The sequence below is a fragment of the Micrococcus sp. MS-ASIII-49 genome, from assembly GCF_000946635.1.
In the GTDB taxonomy this organism is placed as follows: Bacteria; Actinomycetota; Actinomycetes; order Actinomycetales; family Micrococcaceae; genus Micrococcus; species Micrococcus luteus.
Genome location: NZ_JXSP01000174.1, coordinates 33,745 through 51,695, shown reverse-complemented (window position 1 = coordinate 51,695; position 17,951 = coordinate 33,745). Strand labels below are relative to the sequence as shown.

Below are 17,951 nucleotides of genomic sequence, written 5' to 3'. Positions count from 1 at the left end.
CGGCGGATGGGCAACGACCACCCCTCGATCGCCCCCTATCAGCTGCTGGCGTGCCGGGACGCGCCGCTCGCCGTCGCCATCGGCAATGACGCGCAGTTCCGCACCTTCGCCGCGGCCCTCGGCGTCCCCGAGCTCGCCCAGGACCCGCGCTTCACCACGAACACGGACCGGGTCGAGCACCGCGAGGAGCTGCGCACCGCCCTGGAGGACGCGCTCTCGGCCGAGACGGCCGCCCACTGGCGGGACGTGCTGCAGGCCGAGCGGCTCCCGGTCGGCCTCGTGTCCACCGTCGCCGAGGGCGTCGAACTGGCCGAGTCCCTCGGCCTCGAGCCGACCGTCGAGGTCCAGGACCGCTCCGGCGCCCCGGCCGGCCGGCAGTTCCGCCACCCGGTGCAGTGGGACCCGCCCGTCGCGCACCCGCGCCACGCGCCGCCCGCGCTCGGCGCGGACACGGCGGCCGTCAACACCTGGCTCGACGCCCGCTGACCACCCCGCAGAGAGGACCCCCACCATGACCACCCCGTTCCACACCGAGGCCGACTCGTTCCTCGGCCGCGCCGACGTCGTCGGCCTGGACTCCCTGTTCTCCGCCGAGGAGAAGGCCGTCGCACTGAAGGTGCGCGGCTTCGTGGACGAGCACATCCGCCCGCACATCGCCCGCTGGTACGACGACGCCGTGTTCCCCCGCGAGATCGTCCCCGAGCTGGGCCGTCTCGGCGTGCTCGGCATGCCCTACGAGGGCCACGGCATGCCCGGCCGCTCGGCGGTGGAGTACGGCCTCGCCGCGCAGGAGCTCGAGGCCGGCGACTCCGGCCTGCGCACCTTCGTCTCCGTACAGGGCTCGCTCGCGATGGGCGCGATCCACAAGCACGGCTCCGAGGAGCAGAAGGCGCAGTGGCTGCCGCGCATGACCGCCGGCGAGGCGGTCGGCTGCTTCGGCCTCACCGAGCCGGGCGCCGGCTCGGACCCGGCCTCCATGACGACGACGGCCCGCCAGGAGCCCGGCGGCGACTGGGTGCTCGACGGGGTCAAGCGGTGGATCGGGCTGGCCACCCTGGCCGACGTCGCGATCATCTGGGCGCAGACCGGCGAGCCCGGCGACGGGCGCGGGGTGCGCGGCTTCGTGGTCCCCACGGACACTCCCGGATTCCGCGCGGAGGCGATCACCCAGAAGCTGTCCATGCGGGCGTCGGTGCAGTGCGAGATCCACCTCGACGGCGTGCGCCTGCCCGCCTCCGCGATGCTGCCGGCCGACTCCGCCGTCGGGCTCAAGGGCCCCTTCCAGTGCCTCAACGAGGCCCGCTACGGGATCATCTGGGGTGCGATGGGTGCGGCCCGCGACTCCTTCGACGCCGTCCTCGACTACGCGATGCAGCGGCAGCAGTTCGGGGTGCCGCTGGCCTCCCACCAGCTGACGCAGGCCAAGCTCGCGGACATGGCCGTGGCCATCGGCAAGGGCTACCTGCTGGCGCACCAGATCGGCCGCGCCAAGGACGCCGGCCCGCTCACCCCCGCCATGATCTCGGCGGGCAAGCTGGACAACTGCCGCGTGGCCATCGGCATCGCCCGGGAGGCCCGCGAGATGCTCGGCGGCAACGGCATCACCCTGGAGCACTCGCCGCTGCGGCACGCGAACAACCTCGAGTCCGTGCGCACCTACGAGGGCACGGACGAGGTCCACCAGCTGACGCTCGGCCGGCACCTCACGGGCATCGGCGCGTTCGCCCCGGCCCGCTGAGCCCCGCGCCCGGGCTCAGGCGTCGTCGGCGGGCGCCTCGGGCGCCGGGGCCTCCTCGGCGACGGAGGCGAGGATCGGGGTGGCCGGCAGCTTCCGCACGCGCTTGGGGCGGCGGGCGCGGGCGGGGATGAGGGCGCGCATGTTCTCGGTCTTGCCGAAGCAGAGCAGCCGGTCGCCCTCCTCGAGGACCTTGGTGTCCGCGGGGTTGGGGAACACGGAGGTGCCGCGGTGCAGGGTGAGCACCTGCAGGTCCTTCGCGAGCAGCCCGGAGTCCTCGATGGACTGGCCCACCCAGCCGGAGCCGGCGTGCACGGTGATCTCACCGACCCCGTACCCGGTGGACACGGCCAGGCGCTGGCGCACGTCGATGTCCGGGAAGCCGGCCTGGTCCGCCACGTAGTCGATGATCGCGCCGGCCACGTCCAGGTCCGTGGCGGCCTCGATGCCCTGCAGCCCCGGCGAGGAGTTCACCTCCACGACCAGCGGACCGTGCTCGCCCTCGAGCATGTCCACCCCGGCCACGCGCAGGCCCATGATGTGGGCCGCCCGCACGGCGGTCTCCGCGTACTCGGGCGAGAGCTCGACGCGCTCCACGGTGCCGCCGCGGTGCACGTTGGAGCGGAACTCGTCCCCCTGGGCCCGGCGGCGCATCGCGGCCACCACGCGGTCCCCCACCACGAGCGCGCGGATGTCCGTGCCCTTGGACTCCTCCACGAACCGCTGGATGAGCACCTGCTGGTTGGTGCCGTGCAGCGTCTCGATGATCGCCTCGGCCACCTTCTTGGTCGGCGCCAGGATCACGCCGATGCCCTGGGTGCCCTCGAGCAGCTTGATCACCACGGGCGCCCCGCCCACCATGTCGATCGCCGTGGAGACCTCGCCGCGGTTGCGCACGAACACGGTGGCGGGCATGTCGATCTCGTGGCGGGAGAGGATCTGGGTGGCCCGCAGCTTGTCCCGCGAGTTCATGATCCCGGCGGCCGTGTTGGGCGTGTAGACGTCCATCTGCTCGAACTGGCGCACCACGGCGGTGCCGAAGTAGGTCACCGAGTTGCCGATGCGCGGCAGCACGGCGTCGTAGCCGGAGAGGGGGCGGCCGCGGAACATCAGATCGGGCTCGTCCGAGCTGAGGTCGATGCCGAAGCGCAGGGTGTCCAGGACCTTCACCTGGTGGCCGCGCTCGAGCGCCGCGGTCTTGAGGCGCTGCGTCGAGTAGGCGCGCAGGGAACGGGAGAGGATGGCGAGCTTCATGACCGCTTTCCTGGGAGGATGAGGGGCGTGTCTGAATCTAAGCACACGGCCCCGGCCCCCCACGGCGTGCCCCCCACCGACGACGGCGCCGCTCGCCCGGGGCTGGTGGGCTGGCGCGAATGGGTCGGCCTGCCCACCGCCCACACCCCCTGGATCAAGGCCAAGATCGACACCGGCGCCCGCACCTCGGCGCTCCACGCCTTCGGCATCGAGCGGTTCACCCGCGACGGCGCCGCCTGGGTCCGGTTCGAGGTGCACCCGTGGCAGACCTCGGCCGCGGACGCGCGGACGGCCGAGCTGCCGGTGGCCGACCTGCGGACGGTCCGCTCCTCGAACGGCGAGGCGCAGGAGCGCGTCGTCGTCGTGATGCCGCTGACCCTGGCCGGCCGCACGATCGAGGCGGAGGTGACCCTGACCCACCGCGACGAGATGGGCTTCCGCATGCTCGTGGGGCGCACCGCGCTGGCCGCCGGCGGCCTCCTCGTGGACCCCGCCGCCTCGTACGTGGGCGGGCAGCCTCCGCGCGGCGTGCGCCGCCGGAACCGGGGACGCGCGTGAGCCCTCGCCCCGCCCGCGCCCCCTTCGCGTTCGGCGGGGTCGAGATCCCGGCCGGCCGCCGCCACGAGCTGTCCCTGCCGATCTCCCAGCTCGTCACCGGCGCGGACGTCACCCTGCCCGTGCACGTGCTCCACGGCCGCGAGGACGGGCCCACCGTGTGGGTCTCCGCCGCGATCCACGGGGACGAGGTGGCCGGCGTCGAGATCGTCCGCCGCGTCCTGGAGCGCCTGCAGCCCAGAAACCTGCGCGGCACCCTGCTGGCCGTGCCCATCGTCAACGTGCTCGGCGTCATGGCCGGGGACCGCTACCTGCCGGACCGCCGCGACCTGAACCGCTCCTTCCCCGGCTCCGCCCGGGGCTCCCTGGCCTCGCGCATCGCGCACCTGATGATGACCGAGGTGATCGGCCGCTGCACCGTGGGCATCGACCTGCACACCGGCGCGGACCGCCGCTCCAACCTGCCGCAGATCCGCTGCGACCTGGAGGACCCCCAGACCCGCGCGCTCGCCGAGGCGTTCGGCGCGCCCGTGCTCTTCCACGCCCGCCTGCGGGACGGCTCCCTGCGCGCCGCGGCCCGCGAGACCGGCGCGCGCGTGCTGCTCTACGAGGCCGGCGAGGCCTGGCGGTTCGACGAGTACGCGATCGCCCCCGGCGTGGACGGGGTCCTGCGCGTGCTCGCGGCCCTGGACATGGTGGATCCCGCGGACGTCGGGCTCACCGAGCCCGGGCCGGACGCCGTCGTCGACGCCCCCGGTCCGCTGCCCGGTGAGGTCCCCGAGGAGCGGACCACGGACGTGCCCGAGGCGACCGACGCCACCGGCGAGGACACCGCCGCCGTGCACCCCGACGTCGTCGACGGCGAGCAGGACGCCCCGTACCTGGTGTGGCAGTCCACGTGGGTGCGCGCCCGCGCGGACGGCCTCGTGCACCTGGACGTCTCCCTCGGCGAACGCGTGAGCGCCGGGGACCGGATCGGCGCGCTCTACAACTCGTTCGGCCGCCGCCTCGCGCACGTGAAGGCCGAGCTGACCGGCGTGGTCATCGGCCGCACCGAGGCACCCCTGGTGCACCGCGGCGACGCCCTCGTGCACATCGGGGGATGGGACGCATGAGCAGCGGCGGGGCGCCGTCCGCGCGCCGGAGCCGCCCGGCTCAGGCCGGGGACGGGCGCCGGGCGATGGCCCGGCCGCCGTGCACGAGCCGGTAGTAGAGCAGCAGCGCTACCCCGACCCCGCCGGAGAGCAGGTACATCACCGGGATCCCGACGGCGGCCGCCACCGCGCCGAGCACCATGGGGCCGAGGCCGGTGCCGAGGTCCAGGAGCAGGAAGAACGTGCCCGTGGCGACGCCGATCTCGGTGGGCCGGACCACCTTGATCGCGATCGTCTGGAACACGCTCACCACCGGCCCGTAGGTCAGCCCCAGCAGAGCGCCGGCCACGAGCATGCCCGCCGGCTCCCGCCACAGCGCCAGCACCGCGTAGGAGACGGCCATGCCCGCGAGGATCGGGTAGGCGACGGCGTTGTCCCCGTGCCGGTCGTGCAGCACGCCCAGGACGGCGCGGCCCACGATGGTGCCCGCGGCGAAGAGCAGGAAGAACAGGCTCGGCACCATCGCCGGGTAGCCCTGCTGCTGCGCGAACGTGGCCATGAACGCGAGGATGCCGCCGTACATGAACCCGGAGGCCAGGGCCACGCCCGCCGCCGGCGCCACCTCCGCGGAGAACACGTCCGCCCGGTGCAGCCGGAACCGGCCCGTCAGCGGCGGCTCGGGCACGCGCAGGAACAGGGCGATCAGCAGGGCCATGCCCGTGAAGCCGATGCACGCCCGGAACAGGGCGTCGTAGCCGAGGGCCGTGCTCAGCTGCAGGGCCACCATCGGCCCGACGGCGCCCGCGAGCGTCATGGACGTGGAGAACCAGCCGGTGCCCTCGGAGCGGCGCACGGGCGGGACGATCCGCTGCACGGCCGTGGCCAGCACGGTGCCGGCCGCGCCGAAGCACATGCCGTTGAGCAGCCGTACCACGGTCAGTGCGGCCAGGGAGTCCGCCCACAAGTACGCCGCCGTCGTGAGGACGTAGCAGGCCAAGGCGACGAGCAGGACCCGCCGCCGCCCCCACGCGAAGGTGGCGGGCGTCGTCGTCATGCGGGTGAGGACCGCGCCCAGCACGAACGCCCCCACCACGACGCCGGCCTCCGCGTCCGACGCGCCGAAGGACGTGACGGCGTAGAGCGCCATGGCGGTCATGAGCGTGTAGAAGATCATCGCCACGAACAGGTAGGTGGCGCTGACGAGGATGAACGGGCGCGTCCACAGCGGCGGGCGCGGGGCCGCCGTCGAGCCGGCGGGGTCGGAGGACGGTGGGGCGGAGGGCATGACCTCCATGTTCCCCCACGGCACGAGGCCCCGGCCCGCTCGTGAAGAGCAGACCGGGGCCTCGGGTGCGTCGCGTGCGCGACGGGTTCAGAAGCGGTTGATCACTTCTTGGCCTTGGCGGCCACGACCTGCAGCTGGACGGTCGCGATGACGTCCTCGTGCAGGCGGACCTGGGCCTCGTGGTTGCCCACGGACTTGATGTGCGCCGGCAGGGTGATCGAGCGCTTGTCCACGGAGCCGAGGCCGGCGGCCTCGATCGCCTCGGCGACGTCGGCGGTCTGGACGGCGCCGAACAGGCGACCCTCCGCACCGGCGGTGCGCTCGAGCTTCACGGTGGCGGACTGGAGCTGCGCGGCCTGGGCCTGCGCGTCCTCCAGGTTCGCCACCGCGCGGGCCGCGCGGGCCTTCTGCAGGGACTCGACCTGCTTCTCCCCGCCCTTGGTCCACACGGTGGCGAAACCGCGCGGGAGCAGGTAGTTGCGGGCGTACCCGTTCTTGACCTCGACCACGTCACCGGAGGTGCCGAGACCGGCCACTTCCTGGGTCAGGATGAGCTTTGCCATCTGGGTGTTCCTTCCTTCGCTCGCTCGATCAGCCGCGGCCGGCGCCGGCGTAGGGCAGCAGGGCCACCTCGCGGGCGTTCTTGACGGCCTGGGCGATCTTGCGCTGCTCCTGGACGGTCACGCCGGTCACGCGACGGGCACGGATCTTCCCGCGGTCGGAGATGAACTTGCGCAGCAGGGCCACGTCCTTGTAGTCGATCTCGGTGATCTTGGCGGCCTTGAGCGGGTTGGACTTCGGTTTGGGCTTGCGGAGTTCAGCCTTCGCCATCGTGGTGCTCCTTCAGAGTTCTCTGGAGCCCGCAGAACGGTTCTGCGGGATGGGATCACGCGGCGTCCCGTGCGGGGCACGGGGCCGTGTGCAGTGCGGCCCGGCGGTGCCGGGTCGCGGGTGGGATGGGCCGCCGGGGCGGCCCTCCGGGCAAGGTGCGCCCGGACGGAGAGGTCCGTGGTGTTCCGTGTCCGTCGCGGCCGCGGGGGCCGCGCCCGGTCAGTGCAGGATCAGAACGGGGGCTCGTTGGAGGACGGGGTGTCCCATCCGCCGCCACCGCCGCCGGACCAGGGGTCCTGCGGTGCGGCCTGGCCGCCGCCCTGCTGCTGGCCGCCCCAGCCGCCGCCCTGCTGGGCGCCGCCGAAGCCGCCGTCGTTGTTCCCCCCGAAGCCGCCGCCGGCCGGGGCGCCGCCGAAGCCGCCCCCCTGCTGGCCGCCGCCGAAGCCACCGCCGCCGCCGCCGCGCTGGGCGCGGGTGACCTTGGCCGTGGCGAACCGCAGCGCCGGGCCGACCTCGTCCACGTCCAGCTCCCAGCTGGTGCGACGGTTGCCGTCCCGGTCGTCGTAGGAGCGCGCCCTGAGGCGGCCCTGCACGATCACGCGCATGCCCTTGGTCAGCGACTCCGCCACGTTCTCCGCGGCCTCGCGCCAGACCGAGCAGCGCAGGAACAGCGCTTCGCCGTCCTTCCACTCGTTGGTCTGGCGGTCGAACGTGCGGGGCGTGGACGCGACGGTGAAGTTCGCGACGGCCGCGCCGTTCGGGGTGAAGCGCAGCTCCGGGTCGGCGGTGAGGTTGCCGACCACGGTGATGACGGTCTCGCCTGCCATGGTCACTCCTGTCTTCGGGGGTTCTGCCGGTCAGTGACCGGATCCGGGGATCCGGGACTGCTCAGCGGGGTTCCGGTGGGGGCGTCGGGGACTGATCCGATGCTCTCAGACCCTCCGGACACGGTACGAGGATCACTCAGCGGTGATCTTCTGCTCCTCCGGACGGATGATCTTGGTGCGCAGGATCGTCTCGTTGAGGTTCAGCAGACGGTCCAGCTCCTGGGTGGCGGCCGGCTCCGACTGGAAGTTGACGACCACGTAGATGGCCTCGGACTTCTTCTGGATCTCGTAGGCGGTCTTGCGGCGACCCCACACGTCGATGTTGTCGACGGTGCCGCCGGCGTTCGTGACGACCTCGAGGTACTTCTTCAGGGTCGGCTCCACGGTGCGCTCGTCGACCTCAGGGTCGATCAGCACCATCAGCTCATAAGCACGCATGCGAACCCACCTCCTCTGGGCTTGCGGCCGCGGTCTCTCCGCGGCAGGAGGTTCTGCGTTCTCCCCTTACGCATGCATCCGCACTCTTCGGCGGCACGCAGGGGATCCCGTCAAGAATACCAGCACTGCGCCTCCGCAGATGAGGTGCCACCCCTAGGGGGCCGTGGGGTGGCCGGGGCTTGCCCTCGGTCGACGACGACGTACCTTGGAAGGAGGACACACATCCTGTGTCACACCCCTCTCACGTTTCGGAGCATCCATGTCAGAGTCCACGTCGGCAGCGCCCCAGCCGTCCCAGTCCGTCCCCTCCCGCCGCCGAGTCGCCAGCAGCCTCGCGTGGGCGGTGCCGACCGTCGTCGCCGCCGCCGCTGCCCCCGCCGAGGCGGCCAGCCCTCTCCCGCGGATCGACCGCGTGTTCAGTATCCGCCGCGCCACCACAGCAGCCGTACCCGGCGCGTCGGTGTCGGCCTGCGGCTCGGGTTCGACCCGCTTGAGCGTCACCACGGACGACGTCAATACCTACTACCGGATCGCCAATGTGCGCACCGGCTCCACGGTGACGGATGTGACCGCCTCCGTCCTGGTGCAGAAGGACATGGTGGATGCGATGGAGACTGGGAAGAACCCCACCACCTTCACCTGGACGAGCAGCGCTACACCGTCCTGGAGCACCCCCGTCCGTGAGGTCTCCGGGACCGGCAGTCCGGTCCTGTACACCAACAATGGAATCCAGTACTACCGCTACGTCAGCAAGCTCTCCACCCCGGTACCCGCCCCCGTCTCAGGCACCATCACCCTGCCGATCATCGGGTGGTACAGCAACTGCAGCACGACCCTCGCCGGCGTGTCGGTCAACGGCCGCGGCAGTGCCGTCGTGAACGGCACGCCCTTGGTCAATGTCGGCACCTACCGACAGCTGTGACCCCAGGCTCCGCCGGCTGACGCAGCCCCGCGCACGCCGCTCGCGGCGCCCCCCACGCGCAGCCTCACACCCCGCGGAAGAACTCCCGCACGGCCGCCGTCAGATGCTCCACATCCCGCACGCCGCACATCTCGCGCGCCGAGTGCATGGACAGCAGGCCCAGGCCCACGTCCACGGTCCGGATGCCCAGGCGGGTCGCCGAGATCGGGCCGATGGTGGAGCCGCAGGGGACGTCGTTGTTCGAGACGAACTCCTGGAACGGCACCCCCGCCACGCCGCACCAGCGGGCGAACGCGGCTTCTCCCCCGGCGTCGGTGGCGTAGCGCTGGTTGGCGTTGATCTTCAGCAGCGGGCCGTGGTTCACGCGCGGGTGGTTCACGGGATCGTGCCGCTCGGCGTAGTTCGGGTGCACCAGGTGGCCGGCGTCCGCGGACAGCAGCCAGGACCCCGCGATCGCCCGCGCCCGGCCCTGCCCGGCCACGCCGAGCGCCTCGAGCACGCGCCCCATGACCTCCTCGAGCAGCGGACCGGCCGCCCCGGACCGCGACGCCGACCCCAGCTCCTCGTGGTCGAACGCGGCGAGCAGCGGGATCACCGGGGCGCCGGACGCCTCACCGGCCACCCCGCCCGCGACGGTCCCCTCGTACACGATCGGCCCCTCGGCGCCGCCGTGCTCGCGCGCCAACTCCTCGAGCGCCACGAGGCCCGCGTGCACCGAGCTCAGGTTGTCCAGCCGGCCCGACGCGAAGAACTCGCCCGCCAGCCCGAAGAGTCCGGGCGCCTGGGCGTCGGCCACCACGACGTCGTGCCCGCGCACCGCGGCCGGGTCCACGCCGGCGGCGGCCGCGAGCGCGGTCAGCACGTCACCGGGCACGCGGGCGACCAGACCGTCGGCCACGGTCGCGCCGGCGCCCTCGCCGCGCGGGTCGAGCGCCCCCACGACGGGGTTCGTGTGCCGCTGCCGCTTCAGCGTCAGCCCCTCGTTGACCTCGCGGTCCAGGTGGATGGCCAGCTGCGGGATGCGCCCCACGGGCCCGGTCGCGGCGAGCACCTGCGTGCCGTCGTCGAGGGCGAGACGCCCGGCGAACCGCAGCTCGCGGTCCAGCCACGAGTTCAGCAGCGGGCCGCCGTACACCTCGACACCGGCCTGCACCCAGCCGTCGGCCGTGACGGTGGCCGGGTTCGGCTTGAGCTTGAACCCCGGCGAGTCCGTGTGCGCGCCGAGCACGCGGAACACCGGCACGACGCCGGCGCTCGGCCCCGCGTCGTCCGGCCCGGCCACGCGCGGCTCAGCGCCCGCGGCCCGGCCCAGCGCCCCGGCGCCCGTCGGCACGATCCAGGCCACCGCCGCGCCGTCGCGCACCACCACATAGCCGCCCGGGGCCGACGGGAAGTCGACCGTCTCGTCCAGCCGGGTGAAGCCGACGGCCTCCAGGCGGCGTGCGACCTCCTCCGCGGCGTGGTAGCTGGAGGGCGAGGCGGTCACGAACTCGGCCAGGTCCCGCAGGTGGGCGGGCAGCTCGGCGGCGGTGTCACGGGTCACGGGGGTCATGCCCCGACCGTACCGCCCCCACCACCCCGTCCGACTACCCTGGCCCGCAAGCGGGCCCGCCGCATCGCCCGCCCCGTCAGCGCAGGAGGAGCCCGCCGTGGACATCATGATCGCCGTCGCCGTGGGGGTCTTCCTCCTGGTGGCGTGGACCGTGGGCGGCTGGGCCATCGTGCGGCTGGGCTTCACCCGGGACGGGGACGCGGCCCGCGCCCCCGCCCACGACGCCCACGACGACGGCGCCGCGCGTCCGGCGCACCCCGGCGCGGCCGCGGACCCGGCCACCGACCCCCACGTGATCTGGCGCGAGCAGATGAAGGCGGCCACGGCCGCCTCCGGGGCGCAGTGCGTCTGCCCGCCACCCCGCGAGGGCGGCGCCGCCGAGGCGGGCACGACCGCGCCGCCGTCGTCCCCGGACTGCCCGATCCACCGCTGGGACTACGCCTGAACCGCGGCCGGCTGGCCTGAGCGCCCCCGGGCCGGGCCGGCGTACGCGCCGGCGAGCGGGTCGGTGTCCGGGTGGCCGCCGTGGTCGCGCTTCACGAGGTCCTCCGCCGGGTGCAGCATCTCCCACACGACGCGCCCGCACAGCCACAGCACCGCAAGCATGTGCGCGAGGATCGCGGCCACGTAGACGGAGTCGTCCATGGAGTGCTGCGGCGGGGTCTCGGCCACCCCCTTGGCCAGGTACATCCACACGGCGAAGAAGTGCAGCGCCTCCACCGTCTGCCACACCCAGAAGTCCCGCCAGCGCGGCAGGGCGAGCGCCAGGAGCGGGATCAGCCAGACCACGAACTGCGGTGAGTACACCTTGTTGGTGAGCACGAACGCCGCCACCACCAGGAACGTCAGCTGCGCCAGCCGCGGGGTGTGCCGCACCCGCACGCCGAGCACGAAGATCCCGAGGCAGCACACCGCGAAGGTGCCGTAGGCCAGCAGGGTCAGGGAGTCCTCCGGCACGAACGCCCACCCGGCCTGCGCGGCGGTCACGTCCCATGCGTGCCACACGCTGGACAGGCCCGGCCCGCGCTCGCCGGAGAAGGTGAAGAACACGGACCACGCCTGGAAGTTCAGGGCCATGAGCGGCACGTTGACCGCCGCCCACGCCGCCACCGTGCCCCCGGCCGCGAGCAGGAAGGGCCGCCACCGTCGCGAGCGCACCGCCAGGATCAGCAGCGGCCCCAGGATCAGCAGCGGATACAGCTTCATGGCCGCGCCGAGGCCGAACAGCATCCCCGCCGTCAGGGACCGGCCGCGCGACCAGGCGTACATGCCGCACGCCAGCAGGGCCACGGCCCACAGGTCCCAGTTGATGGTGCCGGCCAGCACGATCCCCGGGGCCACGGCCACCATGAGCCCGTCCGTCCACCGGCGCCCCGCCATCCGGACGGTCAGCACCGCGACAACGGCCCACAGCACCACCACGAATCCGAGGTTCACGAGCCAGAACACCACCGTGCCCTGCTCCGGCGAGAACGGCAGCGCCTGCGTGATCCAGGCCGCCACCGAGCCCACGACGGACATCAGCACGGGGTACTCGAACGTGGAGCCCGCCCGGAACGGCGCCCACGGGTCCGCCGCGAACCCCCGCCCGCCGTAGAGCGCGGCCCAGTCCGAGTAGCAGCCCGCGTAGTAGACGTCCGGGGCGCCCCAGCCGTGCAGCAGGCACGGCGACTTCTGCAGCACGGTCACGACGGCGGCCAGAGCCACCAGCAGCCCCGTCAGCGCCGCGGGCCCGGCCCAGGAGCCGGTCCCCCGTCCGGGGCCGTTCGCCGCGAGGCCGCCGGCGAGCTGGAAGCGGCCGCCGCGCTCGCCGGGGGCGGGCAGGGTCCCGGACGGTGCGCTGTCAGCGGAACGCCCGGCGGGGGCACCCGGGTCGGCCACGGCGTCGCACGGGGCGCCGTCCGCGGCGTGAGTGGGCGGCTCGCTGGGGGTCGCGGCATGCGCGGGGGCCGGTCTCATGCCCCCATCCTAGGAAGCCGCCCGGACACCGGACGGGCGGGGCCGCCGTCGTCGGTCGTAGACTGGCGGGGTTGATCCCCGGGTGAGCGCCCCGCCGAACGGTGTGGGCCCCCTGCGCGCGCTCCGCGTGCCCGCACCCGTTCCGGACAGTCGAGGAGAGAACCAGACCGTGGCCACCAATCCCATCCGCGTCGCCATCGCCGGCGTGGGCAACTGCGCAACATCCCTCATCCAGGGTGTGGAGTACTACCGCGAGGCGAAGGCCACGGACACGGTCCCAGGCCTGATGCACGTGCAGTTCGGCGACTACCACGTGTCCGACCTCGAGTTCGTGGCCGCGTTCGACGTGGACGCGAAGAAGGTCGGCCTCGACCTGTCCGAGGCCATCACCGCCTCCGAGAACAACACCATCAAGATCGCGGACGTGCCCCACGCGGACGTCACCGTCCAGCGCGGCCCCACCCTGGACGGCCTCGGCAAGTACTACGCCGAGACCATCGAGGAGTCGGAGGCCGAGCCCGTGGACGTGGCCCAGGCCCTCCGCGACGCGAAGGTGGACGTGCTGGTCTGCTACCTGCCCGTCGGCTCGCAGCGGGCCACCGAGCACTACGCCCAGGCCGCGATCGACGCCGGCGTCGCGTTCGTGAACGCCCTGCCCGTGTTCATCGCCGGCACCCCGGAGTGGGCCGAGAAGTTCACCGCCGCGGGCGTGCCGATCGTGGGCGACGACATCAAGTCCCAGATCGGCGCCACCATCACCCACCGCGTGATGGCCAAGCTGTTCGAGGACCGCGGCGTCACCCTGGACCGCACCTACCAGCTCAACGTGGGCGGCAACATGGACTTCAAGAACATGCTCGAGCGCGAGCGCCTGGAGTCCAAGAAGATCTCCAAGACGCAGGCCGTCACCTCCAACACCTCCGCGCAGCTGGGCGAGAAGGACGTGCACATCGGCCCGTCCGACTACGTGGCCTGGCTCGACGACCGCAAGTGGGCGTTCGTGCGCCTCGAGGGCCGCAACTTCGGCGACGCCCCGGTCTCGCTCGAGTACAAGCTCGAGGTGTGGGACTCCCCCAACTCGGCCGGCGTGATCATCGACGCCGTGCGCGCCGCGAAGATCGCCCTGGACCGCGGCATCGGCGGGCCGATCCTCTCGGCCTCGTCCTACTTCATGAAGTCCCCGCCCGTGCAGCACAACGACGACGCGGCGCACGAGCTCGTGGAGGCCTTCATCCGCGGCGACATCGAGCGCTGACCCGCCCGGTCCCCGCGGACCGCGCACGACGCCGGCCCGTCACCTTCCCCGTGGAGGTGACGGGCCGGCGTCGTCGTGGGGGCGCATGCCGCCCCGGCCACCGCGCTCAGCGCCGTGTGCCGAGCCGGTCCTCGATGGTGAGCCGGACGAGCTGGGCGTACATGGCCTGGCCGTCGGCGCGGGGGTGCACGCCGTCGGCGGAGAAGTCCGTGACGTGCTGCTTCGCCGCGGCGTCCCAGTCCGCCAGGACGATCCGGTCCGGGTGGGCCTTGGCCTGCGCCTCCATCTGCACCTGCACGTCCGCGATCCAGTCCATCGGGCCGTGCGGCACCACGAGCACGAGCAGCCGGTCCTCGCCGACGGCCGCCAGGATCTTCTCCCAGTCGCCCCGGTGGGTGGTGCCGTTGGCGCCCAGGGCCACCACGACGACGTCGCTCAGCTGGCCGTCCGCCTTGAGCTTCTCGATCTCGTCCGCGGCGTCCCAGATCTGGTAGCCCACCTCCGCCTCGAGCAGCATCCCCGGCAGCTGCTCCAGGAGCGTGGGCGCGGCCGAGAGCGAGACGGAGTCGCCGATCAGGGTGACGTCCGGGCCGAGCTCGGACGGCGGCAGGGCCGCGGTGAGCTGCTCCTTGGAGTACGTGGGGCGCGTGACGGCCGGGTCGCCGAGCCCGAGCCCGGACGGCTCGGCGGACGACCCGGGCGAGGGCGTCGCACCGGCGGAGCCCTCCGCGTCCCCGGGGGCGGCCGAGCCGGGCGAGGCCGAGGCCGATGCCTCGGCCCGCTTCGACTGCTCCGCCGCCCGGGACTCGCGGGCCGCCTGCTGGGCCGCCTGGGCGGCCTTGAGGGACTCCTCCGCCTGGGCGATGTCCTGCTCGAGCTGGGTCTGCGCGGGCGAGTGCACCACGGCGGCCACGGCCGCCGCGGGGACGGCCACGAGCCCCAGCGCCGTGGCGGCGGCCGCGAGCCGGCCGATCGGCCCGGCCCCGCCCGTGAACGCCCGCCGAGCGGCTGCGCCCCAGCGACCGAAGGCACCCCTGAACCCCTCGTGGAGGATGGGCTCCTCGATCAGCCGGGTGCTCAGGTCGGCGATCAGGGCGGTCAGCAGCAGGATCGCGCCGGCGGCCACGGGCTCGACCCACCCGGGGGCGTCCACGGGCACCATCACGCGCATGATCACGAGCAGCGGCCAGTGCCACAGGTACGCGGCGTAGGAGCGGCGCCCCCACCAGCGCAGGAACCCGTTGCCCAGCGCGCGAGAGAGCGAGTCGCGCCGGTCGCCCTGCACCACGTGCCAGACGATGAACGCGACGACGGCGGACAGGCCCGCCAGCACCCCGCGGTACGTGCTCGCGTGGCCGCCGTCGACCAGGGCGAATCCCGCCGCGAGCACCGCGACGGCGCCCCACGCGACGGCCACCCGCGTGGCCGAGGTCCGCGGCTCGGGGCCGCCGTGCTCGGGCCGGGGCACATGGGCCAGGCCGATCGCCACGCACGCGCCGAACAGCAGGCCGAAGGCGTGGGTGTCCGTGCCGAAGTAGAGGCGGGCCTGCTCGAACCCGTGCCACGAGCCCCAGGCCATCCACGCCGCGGAGGCCACGGCCATGACCGCGACCACCAGGATGCGACGGCGGTCCGCCACCCGCCCCGAGTTCACCGTGCTGCGCGGCGGCCAGGTGAGCAGGAGCAGCCCCCAGAGGAGCAGGGGCCAGAGGATGTAGAACTGCTCCTCGATCGCCAGGGACCACAGGTGCTCGAACAGGGGCGGCGAGGCGCGGTTGAAGTAGTCCCCGCCCTCGAGGATCATCACCCAGTTGCTGGTGTAGGTCAGGGCGCCGAACCATTGGCGGCCCAGGCCCGCGGGGAACTCGTCCACCGCCAGCCACGCGAGCGCGGTGGTGCCCACGAGCGCCATCAGCATGGCCGGGATGAGGCGTCGGACGCGCTTCATCCAGAAGGTGCCCAGCGCCACGCCCCGGCCCGCGTCCACACCGCGGACCAGGCCGGTGGTGATGAGGAAGCCGGAGAGCACGAAGAACATGTCCACGCCCACGAACCCGCCGCGCAGGAAGGTGGGCCAGGCGTGGAAGACGAGCACGGCGAGCACCGCGATCCCCCGCAGCCCGTCGAGGGCGGTCACCCGGCCGGGGCCGCGACTGACCCGAGTGCCGACCTTGACGGCGGGCACGCCGTCCTCGGGCGACAGGGCATGGCGGGGCACGGACGCGGTGCGCTGGTCGGAACTCACAGCGGTCGATCATCCCATCCGGACCTGGATGGGCCAAAGCCTCCGGCTATCCCCGCCCGCCCCACCGGGTTGGGGGCGGCTTCCGGCGGTATTCCGCTCCCAAAGCACCGGTTTCCGCCCCGGAAGCGGGGGGCGGGCGCCGGTCAGTGGTTCCGCAGCGCCTCGATGAGCTCGTCCTTGGTCATCGTGGAGCGGCCCTCGATGTCGAGCTCGCGGGCCCGCTTCGCGAGCTCGTCCTTGGTCCAGTCCTCGTAGGAGCCGGCCTCGCCGCCGCGCTCGGCGACCTCGTCCCGGCCGTCCCGGGCGGAGGCGTTGGCGATCCGCGCGGCCTTCTCCTCGCTCGCGCCCTCGCGGCGCAGCGCCTCGTAGACCTCGGGGTCCTTGATGTTGGAGGTGCCGGGGCCCATGGGGGCGCCGTTCTTCTCGGTCTTCTTCTCAGCCATGCGGCCAGTGTGGTCCCGGCCCGACGACGGGTGGAAGGTCCGCCGCGCCGCCTCAGTCCTGCTGGGCCTCCGGCTGCTCGGCCCACCAGCGCCGCAGCTCCGCCTCGGCCTCGGCCGGCTCGTGCGGCCCCTCGTCCAGGCGCCACTCGAGCAGGTGGGTGTACGCCCGGCCCACCACCGGGCCCGGGCGGATCCCCAGCAGCGCCATGATCTGCTGCCCGTCCAGGTCCGGCCGCACAGCCGCGAGCTCCTCGGCCTCGGCGATCTCGGCGATGCGCCGCTCGAGGTCGTCGTACGCGTGGGCCAGCCGCTCGGCCTTGCGCCGGTTGCGGGTGGTCACGTCCGAGCGGGTCAGCGCGTGCAGGCGGGGCAGCAGGTCGCCGGCGTCGTGGGCGTACCGGCGGACGGCGGAGTCGGTCCAGCCGGCGTCGCCGTAGCCGTAGAACCGCATGTGCAGCTCCACCAGGCGGGCCACCGCCTTGATCGTGTCGTTGTCGAACTTCAGGGCGCGCAGCCGCTTGCGGACGAGCTTGGCGCCCACGGTCTCGTGGTGCCGGAAGGTGACGGCCCCGCCCTTCTCGAAGCGACGCGTGGCCGGCTTGCCGACGTCGTGCAGCAGCGCCGCCAGGCGCAGCACGGGGTCGGGGGTCGACGGCGCGTACTCGCCCTCCAGCTCCATGGCCTGCTCCAGCACGGTCAGGGAGTGGGCGTAGACGTCCTTGTGGCGGTGGTGCTCGTCCGACTCGAGCTGCAGGGCGGGCAGCTCGGGCAGGACGTGGTCGGCCAGGCCGGTGCGCACGAGCAGGTCGAGGCCGGCGCGCGGGTGCGCACCGCACACGAGCTTGACGAGCTCCTCGCGGACGCGTTCGGCGGAGATGATCGTGATCCGCTCGGCCATCGCGGTCATGGCCTGCTCCACCTCGGGGGCCACGGCGAAGCCGAGCTGGGAGGCGAAGCGGGCGGCGCGCATCATGCGCAGCGGGTCGTCGGAGAAGGAGTCCTCAGGGGTGCCGGGGGTGCGCAGCACGCCGGCGTGCAGGTCCCGCATGCCGCCGAAGGGGTCCACGAGCTCGAGGGCGGGCAGGCGCAGGGCCATGGCGTTGACGGTGAAGTCGCGGCGCAGCAGGTCGTCCTCGAGGCTGTCGCCGAAGGCCACCTGCGGCTTGCGGCTGGCCGGGTCGTACTGCTCGGCCCGGTAGGTGGTGACCTCGAGCTGCCAGCCGGCCTTGCGGAAGCCGATGGTCCCGAACCGCCGTCCCACGTCCCACGTGGCGTCCGCCCAGCCGGCGCCGACGGCCTCGGACGCGTCCGGGTCGGCGTCCGTGGTGAAGTCCAGGTCCGGCGACGACCGTCCCAGGAAGAGGTCGCGGACCGGGCCGCCCACCAGGGAGAGCTCGTGGCCGGCGGCCTCGAACCTCCGCCCCAGCTCCACGACGACGGCGGGCAGGGTGGCGTCCGCGGGGAAGCCGGGGGGCAGCGCGTGGGTGGTGGTGGTCAGATCCATGATGCCTACAAGGGTGCCAGACGGTCCCGGCACGGGCCCGCGCGGGCCGGGC

General features: G+C 73.5%; 18 protein-coding genes. 7 read left to right on the top strand and 11 right to left on the bottom strand.

Annotated features, from left to right (window positions below):
• Positions 1-486, top strand: a 486-nt coding sequence (locus SJ20_RS11220) for a CoA transferase (protein ID WP_044659963.1), incomplete at its 5' end; no start/stop codon positions are given.
• 25 nt (positions 487-511) lie between these two features.
• Complete coding sequence (locus SJ20_RS11215) at positions 512-1,738, top strand: acyl-CoA dehydrogenase family protein (protein ID WP_041102466.1); 1,227 nt, start codon at positions 512-514, stop codon at positions 1,736-1,738.
• Positions 1,739-1,753: 15 nt separating this feature from the next.
• On the opposite strand, the gene rimK is transcribed toward SJ20_RS11215, so the two are convergent.
• On the bottom strand, positions 1,754-2,989 hold the full coding sequence (rimK, locus tag SJ20_RS11210; RefSeq protein ID WP_044659959.1) for a 30S ribosomal protein S6--L-glutamate ligase: 1,236 nt from the start codon (positions 2,987-2,989) through the stop codon (positions 1,754-1,756).
• A gap of 27 nt (positions 2,990-3,016) precedes the next feature.
• Here rimK and SJ20_RS11205 point away from each other — a divergent pair, with 27 nt between their 5' ends.
• Together SJ20_RS11205 and SJ20_RS11200 are read left to right on the top strand one after the other, a co-directional pair.
• Positions 3,017-3,547, top strand: a complete 531-nt coding sequence (locus tag SJ20_RS11205; protein WP_002857781.1) for an ATP-dependent zinc protease — start codon at positions 3,017-3,019, stop codon at positions 3,545-3,547.
• Positions 3,544-4,659 (top strand): succinylglutamate desuccinylase/aspartoacylase family protein, encoded by a 1,116-nt coding sequence (locus SJ20_RS11200; RefSeq protein WP_044659958.1) that lies wholly within the window; start codon positions 3,544-3,546, stop codon positions 4,657-4,659. Before SJ20_RS11205 ends, SJ20_RS11200 begins: the two co-directional genes overlap by 4 nt.
• Before the next feature lie 40 nt (positions 4,660-4,699).
• On the opposite strand, the gene SJ20_RS11195 is transcribed toward SJ20_RS11200, so the two are convergent.
• The 5 genes from SJ20_RS11195 to rpsF all read right to left on the bottom strand — a co-directional run bounded on the left by SJ20_RS11195 (position 4,700) and on the right by rpsF (position 8,019).
• On the bottom strand, positions 4,700-5,923 hold the full coding sequence (locus SJ20_RS11195; protein ID WP_230278185.1) for an MFS transporter: 1,224 nt from the start codon (positions 5,921-5,923) through the stop codon (positions 4,700-4,702).
• Between the two features lie 101 nt (positions 5,924-6,024).
• Complete coding sequence (gene rplI / locus SJ20_RS11190) at positions 6,025-6,486, bottom strand: 50S ribosomal protein L9 (protein ID WP_002857787.1); 462 nt, start codon at positions 6,484-6,486, stop codon at positions 6,025-6,027.
• A 28-nt stretch (positions 6,487-6,514) separates the two neighbouring features.
• Complete coding sequence (rpsR, locus tag SJ20_RS11185; protein WP_002857788.1) at positions 6,515-6,754, bottom strand: 30S ribosomal protein S18; 240 nt, start codon at positions 6,752-6,754, stop codon at positions 6,515-6,517.
• A 230-nt stretch (positions 6,755-6,984) separates the two neighbouring features.
• A complete protein-coding gene (locus SJ20_RS11180) occupies positions 6,985-7,581 on the bottom strand; it encodes a single-stranded DNA-binding protein (RefSeq protein ID WP_044659956.1) in 597 nt (198 codons plus the stop codon).
• Positions 7,582-7,713: 132 nt separating this feature from the next.
• Complete coding sequence (gene rpsF, locus SJ20_RS11175; RefSeq protein ID WP_002857790.1) at positions 7,714-8,019, bottom strand: 30S ribosomal protein S6; 306 nt, start codon at positions 8,017-8,019, stop codon at positions 7,714-7,716.
• Between the two features lie 343 nt (positions 8,020-8,362).
• Here rpsF and SJ20_RS11170 point away from each other — a divergent pair, with 343 nt between their 5' ends.
• Positions 8,363-8,941, top strand: a complete 579-nt coding sequence (locus SJ20_RS11170) for a hypothetical protein (protein WP_129867167.1) — start codon at positions 8,363-8,365, stop codon at positions 8,939-8,941.
• A 64-nt stretch (positions 8,942-9,005) separates the two neighbouring features.
• Here the strand turns inward: SJ20_RS11170 and SJ20_RS11165 are convergent, their stop codons facing one another.
• On the bottom strand, positions 9,006-10,493 hold the full coding sequence (locus tag SJ20_RS11165) for a M18 family aminopeptidase (protein ID WP_044659954.1): 1,488 nt from the start codon (positions 10,491-10,493) through the stop codon (positions 9,006-9,008).
• Positions 10,494-10,599: 106 nt separating this feature from the next.
• Between SJ20_RS11165 and SJ20_RS11160 the strand changes: the two genes are divergently transcribed.
• Entirely contained in the window at positions 10,600-10,938 is a 339-nt protein-coding gene (locus SJ20_RS11160) for a hypothetical protein (RefSeq protein ID WP_230278097.1), read from the top strand.
• Here SJ20_RS11160 and SJ20_RS11155 read toward each other — a convergent pair.
• Positions 10,929-12,452, bottom strand: a complete 1,524-nt coding sequence (locus SJ20_RS11155; RefSeq protein WP_044659952.1) for a glycosyltransferase family 87 protein — start codon at positions 12,450-12,452, stop codon at positions 10,929-10,931. The genes SJ20_RS11160 and SJ20_RS11155 overlap by 10 nt on opposite strands.
• Before the next feature lie 169 nt (positions 12,453-12,621).
• On the opposite strand from SJ20_RS11155, the gene SJ20_RS11150 reads away from it, so the two are divergent.
• Positions 12,622-13,707, top strand: a complete 1,086-nt coding sequence (locus SJ20_RS11150) for an inositol-3-phosphate synthase (RefSeq protein WP_044659951.1) — start codon at positions 12,622-12,624, stop codon at positions 13,705-13,707.
• Positions 13,708-13,813: 106 nt separating this feature from the next.
• On the opposite strand, the gene SJ20_RS12250 is transcribed toward SJ20_RS11150, so the two are convergent.
• From SJ20_RS12250 to SJ20_RS11130, 3 genes are all read right to left on the bottom strand, one after another.
• Positions 13,814-15,952: an acyltransferase family protein gene (locus SJ20_RS12250; RefSeq protein WP_235281303.1), complete on the bottom strand. Its 2,139-nt coding sequence runs from the start codon at positions 15,950-15,952 to the stop codon at positions 13,814-13,816.
• A 143-nt stretch (positions 15,953-16,095) separates the two neighbouring features.
• Complete coding sequence (locus tag SJ20_RS11135; RefSeq protein WP_002857801.1) at positions 16,096-16,395, bottom strand: Rho termination factor N-terminal domain-containing protein; 300 nt, start codon at positions 16,393-16,395, stop codon at positions 16,096-16,098.
• Positions 16,396-16,447: 52 nt separating this feature from the next.
• Positions 16,448-17,899, bottom strand: coding sequence for a CCA tRNA nucleotidyltransferase (locus SJ20_RS11130; protein WP_044659949.1), 1,452 nt, complete (start codon positions 17,897-17,899; stop codon positions 16,448-16,450).
• Positions 17,900-17,951: the final 52 nt, after the last annotated feature.